Source organism: Burkholderia sp. GW821-FHT14F03 (genome assembly GCF_058803765.1).
The window spans coordinates 59,911-75,285 of sequence record NZ_JBXAPG010000006.1; the positions used below are offsets into that span (position 1 = coordinate 59,911).

The following is a 15,375-nucleotide window of genomic DNA, read 5'->3' on the forward strand; positions in this document are numbered from 1 at the left end:
TGTCAAGCCTCCTCGTTGGCGAACGAATCGCGGTCGACCGTCGTGCGCATCTTCTTGAAGCGCTCGCCGTGCAGCGGTTCGGTGGTGATGCGGATCTTGCGGGGAATGCGCGCGGCCGGCAGCCGGCCGCTGCAGAACGCATACAGGCGCTGGCGGAATGCGTCGAGCGGCTCGGGCGCGGCGACGCGGAACGTCGCGGTCACGATGTGCCCGACGAGCGGATGCTCGCCGCGGCTCACCGTGACGTCGATCACGCCGTCGAGGTCCTTCAGCACGCGCTCGATCTCGGCGGGATAGACCTTCTCGCCGCCGACGTTGATCAGTTCGGACTGGCGGCCGACGATCCGGAACAGCTCGCCGTCGCGCACGACTGCATCGCCGGTCCTGAAGTAGCCGTCGTCCGTGAACGGGCTCGGCGCGTTCAGGTAACCGAGCATCGTGGTCGCGCTGCGCACTTCGAGCAGCCCGTCGACCACGCGCACATCGCATCCGGGGCCGCCGATGCGCACCCAGTTCGAGGTCGACGATGCGGAGCGGGTCGGCACGATGCCCGTCTCGGTCAGGCCGTAGGCCTGCGAGAAGCGCGTGCGCGGCAGCGCGGCGGACAGGCGCTCCAGCACGCGCTCGGTGATCGGCTCGGTGCCGTAGTTGACGACTTCCAGCGCGCTCAGGTCGTATCGGTCGAGCGCGCCGCTGAAGATCAGCAGGTTCAGGAAGGTCGGCGAGGTGGTCAGCGCCTGCACCCGGTGCGTCTCGATCGCCTGGGCGACGATTTCCGGCCGCCGCGACGCGGGCACGACCAGCATGCCCTGGTTGAACAGCACGTAGAGCAGCGTGTTGAGGCCGCCGACATGATCGAACAGCAGGAACGAGATCGAACGCAGGCAGCGCTTCTGACCGACATGCCGGTCGAGGAACGGCAGCGCGCGATGGACGCTCGCCTTCGGCCGTCCGGTCGAACCCGACGAGAAGATCACGAAGCCCGGCTCGCGCGCCTCGTTCAGGCCGGCGAGCAGCGGGTGCGATACCGTCGCGCCGGTCGCCGCGAGCCGGACGTCGCCGTCCGCGCCGCTGCGGATCACCCAGCCGGCCTCGGCGATCGCGATCAGCTCGCGTTCCTGCGGCGCCTGCCGGTCGGTCAGCAGCGCCACCACGTTGCCGAGCCGCCACAGCGCGATCAGGCACGCGATCGAGCGCAGCGAATAGTCGGCCACGAGCGCGACCACGCCCGCGACGCAGCCCGCGTCGCGCAGCCTGCGCTCTTCGTCCGCGATCGCCGCGCGCAGCGCGCCGTAGCGCAGCGCGTCGTCGCCGACGACGAGCGCCGTCGCATCGCCGGCGGCCGCAAAGCGCGCGTCGAGCGTGTCGAGCGCGTTCATACGCCACCCAGGTAGAGGTTCTGTCCCGTCACGAAGTCGCTCGCCGGACGCAGGAAGAAGTCGATCGCATTGGACACGTCGGCGAAGGTGCCGAAGCGCGGGATCGCCTGACGCGCGAGCAGGCGGTCCATCTTGTCCTTCGGCACCGAGCGGATCAGGTCGGTCTCGATCGGCGTCGGGCCGACCGCGTTGACCGTGATGCCGAGCGGCGCCAGCTCCCGCGAGATCACCTCGGTCAGCGAGCCGATCGCCGCCTTCGACGCCGCGTAGATCGCCTCGCCCTCGAGCTTGAGCGGCGTCGCGACGGTCGTGAAGTTGACGATGCGCCCCTTGCGGCGCTTCGCCATCAGCTTCGACGCCTCGCGGCAGAACAGGAAAGTGCCGGTGACGTTGGTGTTGAGGATCCGGTTGACGGTCGCGAGCGGCGTCAGCATCACGTGATTCATGCTTGCGATGCCGGCGTTGTTGATCAGGTTGTCGAGCCGGCCGTGCTTGTCGCGGATGAAGCTCATGATGCGGCGCACCGCCGATTCGTCGGCCACGTCGGCGCACAGATGGTCGTAGCCGGACAGCGTCCAGTCGGCGTCCTCGCGGCTGCAGCCGACGACTTCGTGGCCGAGGGATACGTAGTACTCGGCCAGATACTTGCCGATACCCTTGCGGGTGCCGGTGATGAGCGTGATCGGCGCGTCAGACACGGGCAGCCTCCGGCAGCAGCGATTCGATGAATTCGGCGAGCGCGCCGATGGTGGCGAACGGGCTGCGATGCGCCGACATGGCCTTTTCGCTGACGAGCGTGATGCCGGCGCCCAGCTCGCCCTCGACCATTTCCTCGATCTGGACGATCAGCGCGACGAGCCCCAGTGAATCGAACGGCGCGCCTTCGCCGAAGATCGGCGTGGCGTCGCCCCGCGAGCGGTCGACCGGTGCGGGCAGCAGGGCTTCCTGCGCGTCGATCGCGCGATTGATGATGTCCCGAATGATTTCCGTCATGACGTGTTCCCTCGAAATACTTCAAGTGATCGTGCGTTTATCAATCTGATATGTATGACTAAATAAAACCCATGCCTGGCGCGGTCGTCGCGGCGCGCCGCCCGTCAAAACATCGGCGCGCCCTCGCTGGCGACGAAGCCGCGCTTGACGACCCGCCCGATGTCGATGACCTTGTCCGGCGTCGAATTCACGAAGCGCCACAGGGTCCGGCCGTCGTCGAGATCGCGGTCGAAGGCGACCTCCTGCTCGAACGCGACGCCTTCCGGGTCCGACACGACGAGCGCATGCACGCGTCCGCGTTCGAGATCCAGCGCCCGCGTCACGCAGCCGGCCTTCGATACACCGAGCAGCTGCGCGTCGCGGCGCACGCCGTCGGTGTCGACCCGGCACTGCACGCGCGCCGCGTCGATCGGCGCATACCAGTCGTCGGAAACCAGGAAGATGTCGCGGATCCGCTCGAAGCCCGCCATGTCGATCACGGTCGCTTTCGTGTCGATCACCGCGATCAGGTTCCGGCGCTGGTAGAACGACACGCGATAGTCGATCTTGCGCGGCCGCGCGACGGGGCCGGGCGCGAGGTCGTCGACCACCAGCTCGATCGGATACATCAGCTCCGCATACGCGTGGAAGGTGGAGTTCAGCGCGTTGAGGCTGACGGTCACCCGGCCGCGCTGGTGCGCCGTGTGCTTGTACAGATGGCAGTACACCGCCTGGCGCTGGGCCTCGATCAGCATCACGCCCGGCACGTGCTCGTGCTCCTTGCGGTAGAAGTAGTAGTGATCCGCATGGTTGATCATCTCGTAGGCGCTGGACCAGCGCAGCGCGTCGCCGCCGGCCGCGGCGAGCCGCGCCGCCGCGTCGTCGAGCGGCGCGCCCGCGAGGCGCGCGTCGAGCACCTGGTAGGGCACGCCGCGCAGCGCATGCCAGCGCGGATCGGCCGGCACGCGGCTCGACAGCGCGGCGTCGTCCCCGCGGAACTGGCCGTGCGCGTCGAGCGGCACGTCGAGACGGGCGCGCCGCCCGTCGCAGGGCCGGTACAGGCCGGCCAGCGCGCCCGCGTCCGGGTGGGCGGCGATCCGGGCCGCTGCCGTTTCGTCCAGATAGAGGGGCGGCGCCGGCCGATAGCGGTGAATCAGGACGTCGTCGGCCGACCCCTTGTGCAGCAGTTGCGGCGGGATTTCATGCAGCATCATGATTCCGGTCCACCCGTTTCGATGAAGTTGAGGAAATTCGCGCGCGTCGCGAAGCCAGCGTTCATTCAGCGACGGACATGCCGAGCGCCGGCTCGGCGCTGTCTTCGTCGTGTTCCAGGTTGATGCGCCAGAGCAGCGCGAACACCAGCAGCGTCGCGGCGCTGGTCAGCGCGATCAGCACGATCAACAGACGGTGGAACGCGCCGTCGTAGGCGGCCAGCAGCTGGGCGTGGCTCAGCGACGGCACGAGGCTTTGCGCCTTCGGCAGCGCGCCGGCGGACAGCTGCGCGGACGCCACCGCGACCGCCGCCGGGTCCAGGCCCGGCGTCGCGCTCATGTGCTGCGCGATGAAGAACGCGAGCAGCGAGCCGACGATCGCGATGGCCGTCGTGTCGAACGACACGCGCAGCGCGCCGAAGATGCCGATCGCCATGCCGGCCTTTTCCTTCGGCACGACCGAGACCGCGAGGTTGTCCATCAGCCCCCACGGGATCGCGACGCCGAAGCCGATCACGGCGAGATTGATGCGCATCGCGAGGCCGTGGTCGCCGACCGGCACGCGCATCAGGAAGAACATGCCGACCACCGAGATCAGCATGCCGAAGCCGGCGAGCACGCCGATCGGCACGAAGCGGGTCAGGCTGGCCGCGACGAATGGGATGAACAGCAGCGAACCCGAGAAGTAGATCATCAGCAGGCCGGAGTCGAGCGCCGTGAGCTTCTCGATGCCGATGAAGCGCAGCGGCAGCACCACGAGCAGGACCGCGTAGCAGTAGGCGGCGGCGAGCGGCAGCAGCTGCACGCCGACGAACTGCGGATAGGCGAACAGCGACAGGTCCAGCATCGGATTGGCGACGCTGCGCTCGATCAGGACGAACACGACGAGCGAGAGCGCCGAGGCGGCGAACAGGCCGAGGATCAGCGGGCTGGTCCAGCCGCTCGTCGGCGCCTGGATCACCGCGTAGGTGAAGCAGGTCAGCATCAGCGTGAAGACCGCGGCGCCCCACCAGTCGAGGCCGCGCGCGTTCGGATCCTTGCTGTCGGTCATCGCGGTCACGCACAGCAGGAGGGCGACCAGGCTGATCGTCGTGCTGCCGAAGAACACCGCGCGCCAGCCGAAGCCGGTGATCAGGATGCCGGCGATCGTCGGCCCGAACGCGAGGCCCGCGCCGAAGGTGATGCCGATCGCGCTGAAGATCTTGGCGCGCGTATGCCCCTCGAATTCCTGCGCGAGGATCGAGATGCCGCCCGAATACGCGCAGGCGGCGGCGAGCCCCTGCGGCACGCGCAGCAGGTCGAGCACGAACACGCTCGGCGCGAACGGCATCAGGAACGACATCACGGTCGAGATCACCATGCCGATCGCGAAGATCTTCTTGCGGCCGAACTGGTCGGCCATCGCGCCCGCGACCATCAGCGTGCTGCCGCAGGCCAGGAAGAACGCATTGGTGATCCACGACAGCGCCACCGCGCCGCCCGCGAGATCGTGGGCGATATAGGGCTGCGCGGTCGGTCCCGCGGTGAAGTTCAGCGGCACGCTGAAGCACGCGAGAATCACGGCGATCAGAACCAGACCCTGCCTCGACGAGGCGGTCGCTGTTTGAACGTTCGAATTCATGGATGACTCGTGTATGGCGAACGGTTGGGGGAAACGGCGGGCGGCGGGGGCCGCCTCGCGCTTGCGTGGAACGGCAGGCCTTATCCGCAGGGAACGGGCGCGGCGCTCGACCCGGAGCGGGCGCGGTCGACGAGAGACTCAACTCGATGCACTTGCTTCTCCCAGTGGACTCGGGATGGAGAATGTCGGCCGCCCGGATTGGCGCGTGACCGGTCCGGCGGGCTTAATGCCGCTTAATGTGAAATCTCAGAATAAACAAAACGCGGGCAAAGTGTTTTTAAGACTTGTTGTCGACCGCGAAATAATGCTATCGGCAATGCCGCTTCCGAAAAAGCGAAAAATACGCTAATGTGGTGGTGCCTTGAATTCGCCAGGTTCCCGACATATCTATTCCGTCGGCCTTACAAAAGATTAAAAGAAGCTGACGCGAAGCGAGGCTCCGAGGCGGTGCGTTCGAGGCGCTATATCAAGGCTGGAATGCACCATTGTCGATAAATTACAATTCCTTTCCAACGGTGCGATTGGAAGGGCGGTGATTTGTCATCGATTTTCAATTGGGTCGCGCATTCGACGCTTGATGGTTTTGAATGCGCCAATCGGCCATGAGACTCCCTTCCCTACGGAATCTGCAGGTATTCGAAGCCGCCGCGCGGCATCAGAGTTTTCGCGAAGCGGCCAATTCGCTGTTTCTCACGCATGGCGCGGTCGGACGGCAGGTCAAGGCGCTCGAGGCGGAGCTGGGCGTCGAGCTGTTCGCGCGGGTCGGGCGGCGCATGGTGCTGACGCCGCACGGCCATCGCTTGCAGCTTGCGATGTCGAGCGCGTTGAAGCTGATCACCGATACGTCGAACGAGCTGCGCCGGGAGGCGAAGCAATCGGCCAGCCGCCTGCCGGTGACGGTCGTGCCGTCGTTCGCGACGCGCTGGCTCGCGGAGCGTCTGCCGGATTTCCATGAGCAGCATCCGGAAATCACGGTGGAGCTGATCCCGACGATCGTCCCGCTCGATCTGTCCGCCAAGCAGATTCCGCTCGGCATCCGCATGGGCTACGGCAACTGGGACGGCCTGGAGGCCGAGCGGCTCGCGATCGAATACCTGTTCCCGGTCGTCGCGGCGAGCGGCGTGGAGGGCTTCGAGAACCTGCCCGAATCCGCGCAGGACATGCTGCGCTATCCGCTGCTGAATCCCTACGACGAGTGGGAGCGCTGGTTCAAGCGCTGCGGCGTGATCGCGCCGCCGATGGCGGGCGGCATGACCTACGAGGACTCGTCGCTGCTGTTGCGCGCGGTCGAGGAGCGCAAGGGGATCGCGCTGGGGCGCAAATGGCTCGTCGCCGGCGCGCGCCGCGACGGCCGCCTGATCCGCTTGCCGGGCCCGACGATCCGCGCCAATCGCGACTACTACCTCGTCTATCCGAAGGGCGCGCCGTTGCCGGCCGCGGCGCGGGTGTTCGTGGCCTGGCTCCAGCAGGAGATCGCGCGCTGTCTCGCGAACGAAGGCGAGGGGTGAAGGCGCGCTGTCGGGAAACCGAGGCGGGGTCGCCCGGCGGACGGCTCCCGGGGCTGTAAGGTTATTCGTGAAAGCAGCACGTAATGCTTACTGTGAGGGTGCGTTGAAGGCCGCCTATCGGGGAGCGTGATTGCCCGACCCCGGGGCATGCCGAATTAAATGGATTTAATGAATAAACGATCGCGCGGTATATTTCGCTGAATGATCGCGTAAAAAGTGCGCCTTTTGATTTTCACGGCGCAATTTTTTCCTGAGATGAAAAGATGTGTGGTGAAGCGCTTTTTTGCGGGAAATGAGAGAAGCGACGATGCGCGGCATCTTCCGGCGCAGGGTCTCGCGGATTCACGAACGGCGCGCGTCAAAGGCGCGGGACGGGATGGCTCGCGCGGTCGGGAGGAAGGGGACGGGATGTGCGCCGAGGCGCTTGGGCGGGACGCGGCGCGCGCGGCGCCCGGGCCGCCGCGCGCGCCTTGGGGCGTAGCCGTTACAGCAGTTCGACCGCGAGCGCCGTCGCTTCGCCGCCGCCGATGCACAGGCTCGCGATGCCGCGCTTCGCGTGATGGGCGCGCAGCACGCCGAGCAGCGTGACCACGATCCGCGCGCCCGACGCGCCGATCGGATGCCCGATCGCGCAGGCGCCGCCGTGCGCGTTCATGCGCTCGCGCGCGATGCCGAATTCGCGCATCACCGCCATCGGCACGACGGCGAACGCCTCGTTCACTTCGTAGTAGAGATCGTCGCCCGGCTGCCAGCCGGTGCGCGCGAACAGCTTCTTGAGCGCGCCGATCGGCGCGGTGGTGAACCACTCGGGGTCCTGCGCGTGCACGCTGTGCGCGTGGATCCGCGCGATCGGCTGCTTGCCGAGCCGCTTCGCGACCGATTCGCGGGTGAGCACGAGCGCGGCGGCGCCGTCCGACAGCGGGCTCGAACTCGCCGGCGTGATCGTGCCGGTCGGGCTGAACGAGGGCTTGAGCTTCGGAATCTTCGCGGCGTCGACGGTTTGCGGCTGCTCGTCGGCCTCGATCGATTGGGTGCCTTGCTTGGTGGCGATCTCGACCGGGGCGATTTCCCAGTCGAAGCGGCCTTCCTGTTGCGCGCGCTGCGCGCGTTGCAGCGATTCGGTCGCATAGGCGTCCTGCGCCGCGCGCGTGAAATCGTAGTGCGCCGCGCACTGCTCGCCGAATTCGCCCATCGCGCGGCCGCGCTCGTAGGCGTCTTCGAGGCCGTCGAGCGCGACGTGGTCATAGAACATCGCATGGCCCGCGCGATAGCCGGTGCGCGCCTTCAGCGCCAGATACGGCGCATTGGTCATGCTTTCCATGCCGCCCGCGACGGCCACGTCCAGGCTGCCGTTCGACAGCGCGTCGAACGCGTAGCGGATCGACTGCATCCCGGAACCGCACACCTTGTTGACCGTCACGGCCGCCACCGAGCGGGGCAGGCCGGCGCCGAGCGCCGCCTGGCGCGCGGGCGCCTGACCGAGGCCCGCGGACAGCACGCAGCCGATGTAGGCTTCCTCCACGCTGGCCGGATCGATCGCGGCCCGCTCGATGGCGGCGCGGATCGCCGTCGCACCCAGTTCGGGCGCGCTCTTCGGGGACAGGTTGCCGAGATAGCGTCCAACCGGCGTACGCGCCGCGGACAGAATCACGATCGGATCGGTAGACATGGCAGGCTCCAGGATGATTGAGGAAAACAGTGCATCGAATTGAATGCATATACATATATGTGCCGCGTGGACATCATACAATGCGGCGCGAAACGGGATGGGATCGGCGAGACTTCCGCTGACCGGCGTCATGAAGCGACGCCGCGCGGCTCAGTCGGCGAGCTTCTTCGAGGCGTTGACGCCGGCCGCGATCAGTTCCTTCGAGAGCGCGGGATCGTCCACCGCGCGTGACAGGATCAGCGCGCCGACGGCGAGCGCGACGGCCGCGAGCCCGGTTTCGCGGCGCTCGCGCGGCGCGCCGTCGTCGGGCGTCGCGCAGGCGACGAGCGATTCGAGCTGTTCGGTGAACACCTGGCGCACGGCGTCGCCGCTGCGGCTGATCTCGGCGCCGAGCGTGGCGGCGACGCAGCCGGAATCGGGATGGTCGCGATGCTGCTCGTTCAGGTAGGTCTGCATGAACGCGACCGGGCGCGGCCGGGCGGGCCGGTGGGTCATGCCTTCGCGCAGGCGGTTGGCCGTCTGCTCGAAGCCGACCGCGACCGCCGAGGCGACCAGCGCCTCCTTCGACGGGAAATGCGCGTAGAACCCGCCGTGCGTGAGCCCGGCGGTCTCCATCAGGCTCGCCACCCCGACCGCATCGATGCCTTCCTCGCGAAAGCGCGCCGAGGCGACGGCCTCGATGCGTTCGCGGGTTCTCGCCTTGTGTTCCGGGTCGTATCGCATGATGGCCTCTCGTCGGGGAAGGGGGCGGGTGGGGGGAGCGTCAGGCGGCGAGCGCTTCCGTCAGCTCGAAGATGCGGTCGTCGAACGCCTGCATGTCGCGCTTGCCGTTGCGCCGCGCGACTTCCTTCTGGGCCGCCTCCCAGTCGGGCAGGCAGGCTTCGAGCAGCGTCTCGCCCTTGCGCGTGAGACACCAGAGCCGCATCCGCTTGTCCGCCTCGTCCGCTTGCGCGCGCACCAGCTTGCGCGTGCGCAGCGTGGCGAGCGTGCGGCTCAGCGTCGTCTGGTCGAGCAGCAGCAGCGAGGACAGCAGGCGCATCGGCATGGCCGCGGTGCCGCGCAGCGCCATCAGCAGCGTGAACTGCGTGATGCGGATGTCGTGCTTGGCCAGATGGGCATCATACAGCGCCGTGACGGCCCGCGCGGCTTGCCTCAGCGTGCCGCAATGGCACTGCAATCTCAGCGGGCCAGGGCTCATGACATGCTCCTTGTCGGAAATGAAGTTGCAAGACAGGTTGCCCGTCATTTTATGCCATCGCGCGCCATTGTTGCGCGGCGCGATTCGATGGGCCGTCGATTGTTTCAGTGCGCCGACGCGACGGCCGGCGTCGCGGCCGCGTCCGGCGCCTGCCAGCCGCCGCCGAGCGCGCGGAAGGTCGCGACCGCCGCGCGCGCGGCATCGGCATTCAGGCGCGCCTGCTCGCCGCGCGCCGACAGCCACTGCTGATCCTCGATCAGCACCTCGACGAGGCTCGCGTCGCCCTGCGCATAGGCGTCGCGCGCGGCGCGCTGGGCGACCGCCTCGGCGTCGACCTGATGGGCGACCTCGTCGCGCTCGGCGGCGATCTGCGCCCAGGTCGTCACCGCGTTCTCGACGTCCTCCGCCGCGCGCAGCACCGTCTGGCGGTATTGCGCGAGCGTTTCCGCGTAGCGGCCCTTGGCCTGGCCGACCTCCGCGTCGACGCGGCCGAAGTCGAACAGGCGCCAGCGCAGGCCCGCGAGCACGCCCGGCTGGAACGCGGCGGACTTGAACAGCGGGCCGTTCAGCGCCTCGAAGCCCAGGATCCCGGACAGCGACACCTGCGGATAGTATTCCGCGAGCGCCGCGCCGATGCCCGAATTGGCGGCCGCGAGCCGCCGCTCGGCGGCCACCACGTCGGGCCGCCGGCGCAGCAGCGCATCCGGGCGGATGTCGGCCGGCAGGCCCGGCACCGCATAGGCGGCCTCCGCATGGGCGGCCCCCGCATGGGCGGCCTCCGTCCCCGCGAGTTCGGCCGCGTAGGTGCCGGGCGCCGCGCCCATCAGGATGTCGAGCCGGTTCGACTGGCGCGCGCGCCCGGCTTGCAGGGGCGGCAGCTGCGCGCGGGTCTGCGCGAGCCGCGCGCGGGCTTCGGCGGTCTCGCGCTGGGTCGCGACGCCGTTCGCCACGCGGTCGCGCACGAGCGACACGAGGCGCGTATTCGCGTCGATCTGCGCGTTCACGATCGCGATGCGCGCCTGCAGGCCGCGCAGTTGGAAGTAGGCGTCGGCGGCGTCGGCCGCGACCGACACGCGCGAACCGGCATGCAGCGCCTCGGCCGCCTCGGCCTCGGCGCCCGCCGCCTGCGCGCGTCGCCGCAGGCCGCCCGCGAGATCGAGTTCCCAGCTGGCGCCGAGGCCGAGCTGGGTGAGGCTCTGACCGCGCTCGTAGCCGGGCAGCGCGGAGCCGATCCGGCCGAGCGGCGATTCGAGCGATTGCCGCTGGCGCGCCGCCTGGCCTTGCAGGTTGAATTCGGGCAGGTATTGCGCGCCCGCTTCCGACGCGGCCGCGCGCGCCTGCGCGACGCGCGCCTCGGCGGCGGCGAGGTCGAGGTTCTGGGACAGCGCGCGATCGATGATGCGGGTCAGCGCCGGATCGTTGAATGCGCGCCACCAGGTGTCGAGCGCGGCCGCCGGCGCGGCCGCGCCTTGCAGGGTGCGCAGCGTGTCCTGGCTTGCGTAGCTGGCCGGCAGCGGGCTCTGGACGCCCCGATAGTCGGGGCCGACCATGCAGCCGCCGAGCGCGGCCGCGAGCGCGCAGACGAACGGCAGGGCGGCGAGGCGGCGGGGGGAAGGGATCGTCGGCATGTCCGGATTCTTAGTGAGCATTGTTCGAGGCCCCGGTCGTGGGCGGCGGCGGCACGACCTTGCGCATCAGCGGCACGATCAGCGTGGCGAACATGAAGCCGATCATGATCGTGGTCAGGGCGTCGCCGTAGGCCATCGTCTGCGCCTCGCGGAACGCGAGGTCGTGCAGCTGGCGCAGCGCGGCGGCCTGGCCGGCCTGCGGCGAGCCGAGCACGTCGCCGAGGTGCGAGCCGAGGCCGTTCAGCATCGATTGCATCGGCTGGTTCGCCGCCGTGAGGCGCGAGGCGATGTCGGAGAAGTGTTCGTTGGTGCGGTCGTTGAGAATCGCGCCGACCACCGCGATCCCGACCGCGCCGCCGAGGTTGCGCATCATGTTGAACAGGCCGCTCGCGTACTTGAGGCGATCGGGCGGCAGGCTGCCGAGCCCCAGCGTGACGGCGGGCGCGATCGCGAACACCTGCGGGAAGCCGCGGATCAGTTGCGGCCACAACAGCTGCGCGTCGCCCCAGTCGTGCGTGATGAAGCGGAAGTCCCACATCGACAGCCCGAACATCGCCATGCCGAACATCATCAGCCAGCGCAGGTCGGTCTTGCGCGCGAACAGCACGTAGACCGGCACGCCGACCAGCGCCGCGATGCCGGTGGGCACCATCGCGATGCCGGTCTGCCAGGCGTCGTAGCCGCGCACGTAGCCGAGGAACAGCGGCGTCAGGTAGATCGACGAGAACGCGCCGACGCCGGTCAGGAACGACAGCGTGCAGCCGATCGTGAAGTTGCGGTTGCGGAACGCGCGCAGGTCGACGATCGGATTGTCGATGCTCAGGCAGCGCGCGATGAAGATCGCGCCCGCGGACACCGAGATCACGACGCAGCGGCGGATCGTGTCGTCTTCGAGCCAGTTCCAGCGCGCGCCTTCCTCGAGCACGAACTCGAGCGTGCCGAGGAACACCGCCATCAGCGCGATGCCCGGATAGTCGGCGCCCTTGAGCAGGGAATGATCGGGATGGTCGATGTCGGCGCTCATCGATACGCCGAACGCGACCAGCAGGCCGGGCACCAGGTTCACGTAGAACAGCCAGCGCCAGTTCGCGGTATCGGTGATCCAGCCGCCCACGATCGGGCCGAGCGCGGGGGCGAGCGACGCGATGGTGCCGATCACGGCGGCGGCGATCACGCGGCGCTTGCCTTCGAAGTAGTGGAACGACGAGGTGAACACGGTCGGGATCATCGATGCGCCCAGCACGCCCTGGATCGCGCGGAACACGATCATGCTCTCGATGTTCCAGGCGAAGCCGCACAGCATGCTCGCGCCGGTGAAGCCGAGCGCGGACGCGGCGAACAGCTTGCGCGTCGAGAACACGCGGGTCAGCCAGCCGGACATCGGGATCACCGTGATCTCGGCGATCAGGTAGGCCGTCTGCACCCAGCCGATCTGATCCTGCGCGGCGTCGAGGCCGCCGCCGATTTCCTGCAGCGAGGAGGCGACGATCTGGATGTCGAGCAGCGCGATGAACATGCCGACGCACATCACGGCGAACGGCCAGGCGGCCGGCTGCGGCGGCGCCGTCTGCTCGGGCGGCGCGATGACGGCCTGCGTGGTGTCGCTCACCGGTCGCCTCCGCGCGTGTCGACCGAGACGACGGTGGACAGCCCCGGCCGCAGGATGCCGAGCACGCCGTCCTGCGCGTCGAGCGCGATCCGCACCGGCACGCGCTGCACGATCCGCGTGAAGTTGCCGGTCGCGTTCTGCGGCGGGATCACGCTGAACACCGCGCCCGTCGCGGGCGCGAGCAGGTGCACGCGGCCGCTGAAGCATTTCGACGACTGCACGTCGGCGCAGACCTTCGCCGACTGGCCCGGCTTCATGTGCGTGAGCTGGTCTTCCTTGAAGTTCGCGTCGACCCACAGGCCGTTCGCGGCGACCACCGACATCAGCTGCGTGCCGGGCGTCACATAGCTGCCGAGATGCGCCGAGCGATTGCCGACATAGCCGTCCATCGGCGCGCGCAACTCGGTGTAGCCGACGTTGAGCTGCGCGGTGCGCAGCGCCGCGCTCGATTGCAGCAGCGCGGCGTCGGCGCCGGCGATCTTGCCGTCGAGCACGGCGACCTGCTGGCGCGCCTCGCGCTGGCGGGCGTTGGCCGCGTCGAGCTGCGCCCTGGCCTGCTTGAGCGCCGCGTTCGAGCGTTCCTCGGCCTGGCGGGTGCCGGCTTCGGTGACGACCAGCTTGCGATAGCGCGCCGCGTCGGTTTCCGCGAACGCGAGCGATGCAGCCTTCTCGGTCACGTCGGCGCCGGCCTGGTCGATCACGGCCTGCTGGAGCGCACGCTGCGCGACGAGCTGCACGCGCGCGGCGCGCATGGCTTCCTCATTGGCCTTCGCCGCGTCGAGCTGCGCCGAGTAGTCGCTCTGCTGGAGCCGCAGCAGCGGCTGGCCGGCGCGCACCCGCTGGTTGTCCTCGACCAGCAGCTCCGACACGTAGCCGGCGACGTGCGGGGAGATGACCGTGATGTTGCCGCCGACATAGGCGTCGTCGGTCGTCTCGATGAAACGGGCGTGCAGCCACCAGTAGACGCCGTAGGCGATCAGCAGCCCCCCCAGCACGATGATGACCGGCAAGACCAGCTTGCGTTTGCGCGCCGGCTTGTCGCCGTCGACGCCCTGGATGACCTGCGTGTCCGAACGGGTTTCGCTCACCACTTACCTCTCCTATGCTTGGCAATCTGGGTTCCGGCGGACGCCGCCGTCGACGCGCCTTCGGCCGGCGCGCCCGGCTGGGCGCGCCGGCGGGGAAGGGGGACGTGCCGCGATGCGGACGCGCGCACCCCGTCCGCGCAAGCGGCGCGGCGGTCGTTCCGGTACGCGGACCTACCTCGGTTTTAATATTATGGTGATCATGTAATAAAGGCTTGTCAAGCGTCGCCGCGCGGGCGACGCCGTCCGGGCCGGCGCTCACGCGGCGCCGGCCCGGAGGCTGGGCCGCCTACCTACCAGGTGGCCAGCAGGGAGTCGACGCCGCGCAGCGCGTTGTTGCGGCGATACGGCAGCGCGTCGAGGTTGGTGATGTGCAGGTTCGGCAGGCGCGCGTAGATGGTTTCGAGCGCGGCGGCGATTTCGAGGGTCGCAAGCCGTGCGCCGAGACAGTAATGCAGACCGTTGCCGAACGACAGCGGGCGCACGCCCTCGCGATCGATGTTGAGCGTATTGGGGTCTTCGAACTGCTGCGGGTCGCGGTTCGCGCCGCCGAGACAGACGCAGATCAGGTCGCCGCGCTTGAGCGCGTAGCCGTCGATCTCGATGTCCTCGAGCGCGACGCGCTGCGCGATCTGCACCGAGCTGTCGAAGCGCAGGCATTCGTTGACGACGTTCGGCATCAGCGACGGGTCGGCCTTCACGCGCTCGCGCTGCTCGGGATGGCGCTGCAGCGCGATCAGCGAGTTGCCGATCATGTTCTCGGTGGTCTCGTGGCCCGCCACGAACAGGAAGCACAGGTTCGCGACGATTTCGTCGTCCGTCAGGCGCTCGCCGTTCTCCTCGGCGAGGATCATCTGCGAGATCAGGTCGTCGCCCGGATGCTTGCGGCGCTCCGCGAGCACGCGCGCGAAATAGGCCTCGAGCTGCAGCGCCGACTGCTTCGATTCCTCGAGCTGCTCCGCATTCAGCGGCGTGACGTTGAGCGCGCCCGCCGCCTTGTCGGCGGCTTTCTTGAACATTGCGCCGTCCGACAGCGGCACGTCGAGGATGGTGCAGATCGTCTGCATCGGCAGCACGAACGCGAAGCCGCTGACGAGGTCGCCCTGTGGCTCGCGGGCGAGCTTGTCGACGAGCTGGTTCGAGATCGCGTACGACGCCTCGCGGAACTTCTCGATCTGGCGCGCGTTGAACGACTTCATGATCAGGGCGCGCAGGTGCGTGTGCTTCGGCGGGTTGAGGCCCGGCAGCATCGCGCGGAAGGTGCGGAACGGCGGCTGGTCGATCACGCCTTCACCGTAGCGGGCCTTGACCGCCTCGACGATGCCCTTGCCGAAGCGGCGGTCGAGCAGCAGCTTCTCGCCGAACGCGTAGTGGGAGGTCGCGTACAGCCGCGGCGCGAGCTGCACGAGCAGCGCCTCGTCGCGCATCGCGTCGAGGACGGGGTAGGGATTGTCGAGGTAGGCCGGGGTCGAAAGGTCGCTGTATTGCATGGTGT

Annotated in this window: 13 protein-coding genes; 1 reads left to right on the top strand and 12 read right to left on the bottom strand. The window is 68.6% G+C overall.

Annotation, left to right across the window (positions count from 1 at the left end):
- Nucleotides 1-2: 2 nt before the first annotated feature.
- From AC1RQF_RS06295 to AC1RQF_RS06315, 5 genes are all read right to left on the bottom strand, one after another.
- Entirely contained in the window at nt 3-1,379 is a 1,377-nt protein-coding gene (locus AC1RQF_RS06295) for a class I adenylate-forming enzyme family protein (RefSeq protein WP_492871556.1), read from the bottom strand.
- Nucleotides 1,376-2,077, bottom strand: a complete 702-nt coding sequence (locus AC1RQF_RS06300) for an SDR family NAD(P)-dependent oxidoreductase (protein ID WP_273997688.1) — start codon at nt 2,075-2,077, stop codon at nt 1,376-1,378. The genes AC1RQF_RS06295 and AC1RQF_RS06300 overlap by 4 nt, the downstream gene beginning before the upstream one ends.
- Entirely contained in the window at nt 2,070-2,372 is a 303-nt protein-coding gene (locus tag AC1RQF_RS06305; RefSeq protein ID WP_273997689.1) for a hypothetical protein, read from the bottom strand. The genes AC1RQF_RS06300 and AC1RQF_RS06305 overlap by 8 nt, the downstream gene beginning before the upstream one ends.
- Nucleotides 2,373-2,476: 104 nt before the next feature.
- Nucleotides 2,477-3,565 (bottom strand): AfsA-related hotdog domain-containing protein, encoded by a 1,089-nt coding sequence (locus tag AC1RQF_RS06310; RefSeq protein ID WP_492871557.1) that lies wholly within the window; start codon nt 3,563-3,565, stop codon nt 2,477-2,479.
- A 61-nt stretch (nt 3,566-3,626) separates the two neighbouring features.
- The gene (locus AC1RQF_RS06315; RefSeq protein ID WP_492871558.1) at nt 3,627-5,183 is read right to left on the bottom strand and encodes an MFS transporter; all 1,557 of its coding nucleotides are present in this window, start codon (nt 5,181-5,183) and stop codon (nt 3,627-3,629) included.
- Between the two features lie 602 nt (nt 5,184-5,785).
- On the opposite strand from AC1RQF_RS06315, the gene AC1RQF_RS06320 reads away from it, so the two are divergent.
- Nucleotides 5,786-6,691, top strand: a complete 906-nt coding sequence (locus tag AC1RQF_RS06320) for a LysR substrate-binding domain-containing protein (protein ID WP_492871559.1) — start codon at nt 5,786-5,788, stop codon at nt 6,689-6,691.
- A 484-nt stretch (nt 6,692-7,175) separates the two neighbouring features.
- On the opposite strand, the gene AC1RQF_RS06325 is transcribed toward AC1RQF_RS06320, so the two are convergent.
- From AC1RQF_RS06325 to AC1RQF_RS06355, 7 genes are all read right to left on the bottom strand, one after another.
- Nucleotides 7,176-8,360 carry an acetyl-CoA C-acyltransferase gene (locus AC1RQF_RS06325; protein ID WP_492871560.1) on the bottom strand — a complete coding sequence of 395 codons (1,185 nt, stop codon included), beginning with the start codon at nt 8,358-8,360 and terminating at the stop codon, nt 7,176-7,178.
- A 150-nt stretch (nt 8,361-8,510) separates the two neighbouring features.
- The gene (locus AC1RQF_RS06330; RefSeq protein WP_273997694.1) at nt 8,511-9,083 is read right to left on the bottom strand and encodes a TetR/AcrR family transcriptional regulator; all 573 of its coding nucleotides are present in this window, start codon (nt 9,081-9,083) and stop codon (nt 8,511-8,513) included.
- A gap of 40 nt (nt 9,084-9,123) precedes the next feature.
- Nucleotides 9,124-9,543 carry a MarR family winged helix-turn-helix transcriptional regulator gene (locus tag AC1RQF_RS06335; protein WP_337995280.1) on the bottom strand — a complete coding sequence of 140 codons (420 nt, stop codon included), beginning with the start codon at nt 9,541-9,543 and terminating at the stop codon, nt 9,124-9,126.
- A gap of 119 nt (nt 9,544-9,662) precedes the next feature.
- Complete coding sequence (locus tag AC1RQF_RS06340; protein ID WP_492871561.1) at nt 9,663-11,186, bottom strand: efflux transporter outer membrane subunit; 1,524 nt, start codon at nt 11,184-11,186, stop codon at nt 9,663-9,665.
- 10 nt (nt 11,187-11,196) lie between these two features.
- Nucleotides 11,197-12,714: a DHA2 family efflux MFS transporter permease subunit gene (locus tag AC1RQF_RS06345; RefSeq protein WP_492871625.1), complete on the bottom strand. Its 1,518-nt coding sequence runs from the start codon at nt 12,712-12,714 to the stop codon at nt 11,197-11,199.
- A 77-nt stretch (nt 12,715-12,791) separates the two neighbouring features.
- Nucleotides 12,792-13,883, bottom strand: a complete 1,092-nt coding sequence (locus AC1RQF_RS06350) for an HlyD family secretion protein (RefSeq protein ID WP_273997696.1) — start codon at nt 13,881-13,883, stop codon at nt 12,792-12,794.
- Nucleotides 13,884-14,173: 290 nt separating this feature from the next.
- Complete coding sequence (locus AC1RQF_RS06355; RefSeq protein ID WP_273997697.1) at nt 14,174-15,370, bottom strand: cytochrome P450; 1,197 nt, start codon at nt 15,368-15,370, stop codon at nt 14,174-14,176.
- Between the last annotated feature and the right edge of the window lie 5 nt (nt 15,371-15,375).

Excerpts from the sequence above, each read along its gene's own strand:
- AC1RQF_RS06330 (WP_273997694.1), bottom strand. The coding sequence starts at position 9,083 with ATGCGATACGACCCGGAACACAAGGCGAGAACCCGCGAACGCATCGAG.
- AC1RQF_RS06310 (WP_492871557.1), bottom strand. The coding sequence starts at position 3,565 with ATGATGCTGCATGAAATCCCGCCGCAACTGCTGCACAAGGGGTCGGCC.
- AC1RQF_RS06325 (WP_492871560.1), bottom strand. The coding sequence starts at position 8,360 with ATGTCTACCGATCCGATCGTGATTCTGTCCGCGGCGCGTACGCCGGTT.
- AC1RQF_RS06340 (WP_492871561.1), bottom strand. The coding sequence starts at position 11,186 with ATGCCGACGATCCCTTCCCCCCGCCGCCTCGCCGCCCTGCCGTTCGTC.
- AC1RQF_RS06320 (WP_492871559.1), top strand. The coding sequence starts at position 5,786 with ATGAGACTCCCTTCCCTACGGAATCTGCAGGTATTCGAAGCCGCCGCG.
- AC1RQF_RS06345 (WP_492871625.1), bottom strand. The coding sequence starts at position 12,714 with ATGTGCGTCGGCATGTTCATCGCGCTGCTCGACATCCAGATCGTCGCC.
- AC1RQF_RS06355 (WP_273997697.1), bottom strand. The coding sequence starts at position 15,370 with ATGCAATACAGCGACCTTTCGACCCCGGCCTACCTCGACAATCCCTAC.
- AC1RQF_RS06295 (WP_492871556.1), bottom strand. The coding sequence starts at position 1,379 with ATGAACGCGCTCGACACGCTCGACGCGCGCTTTGCGGCCGCCGGCGAT.
- AC1RQF_RS06305 (WP_273997689.1), bottom strand. The coding sequence starts at position 2,372 with ATGACGGAAATCATTCGGGACATCATCAATCGCGCGATCGACGCGCAG.
- AC1RQF_RS06315 (WP_492871558.1), bottom strand. The coding sequence starts at position 5,183 with ATGAATTCGAACGTTCAAACAGCGACCGCCTCGTCGAGGCAGGGTCTG.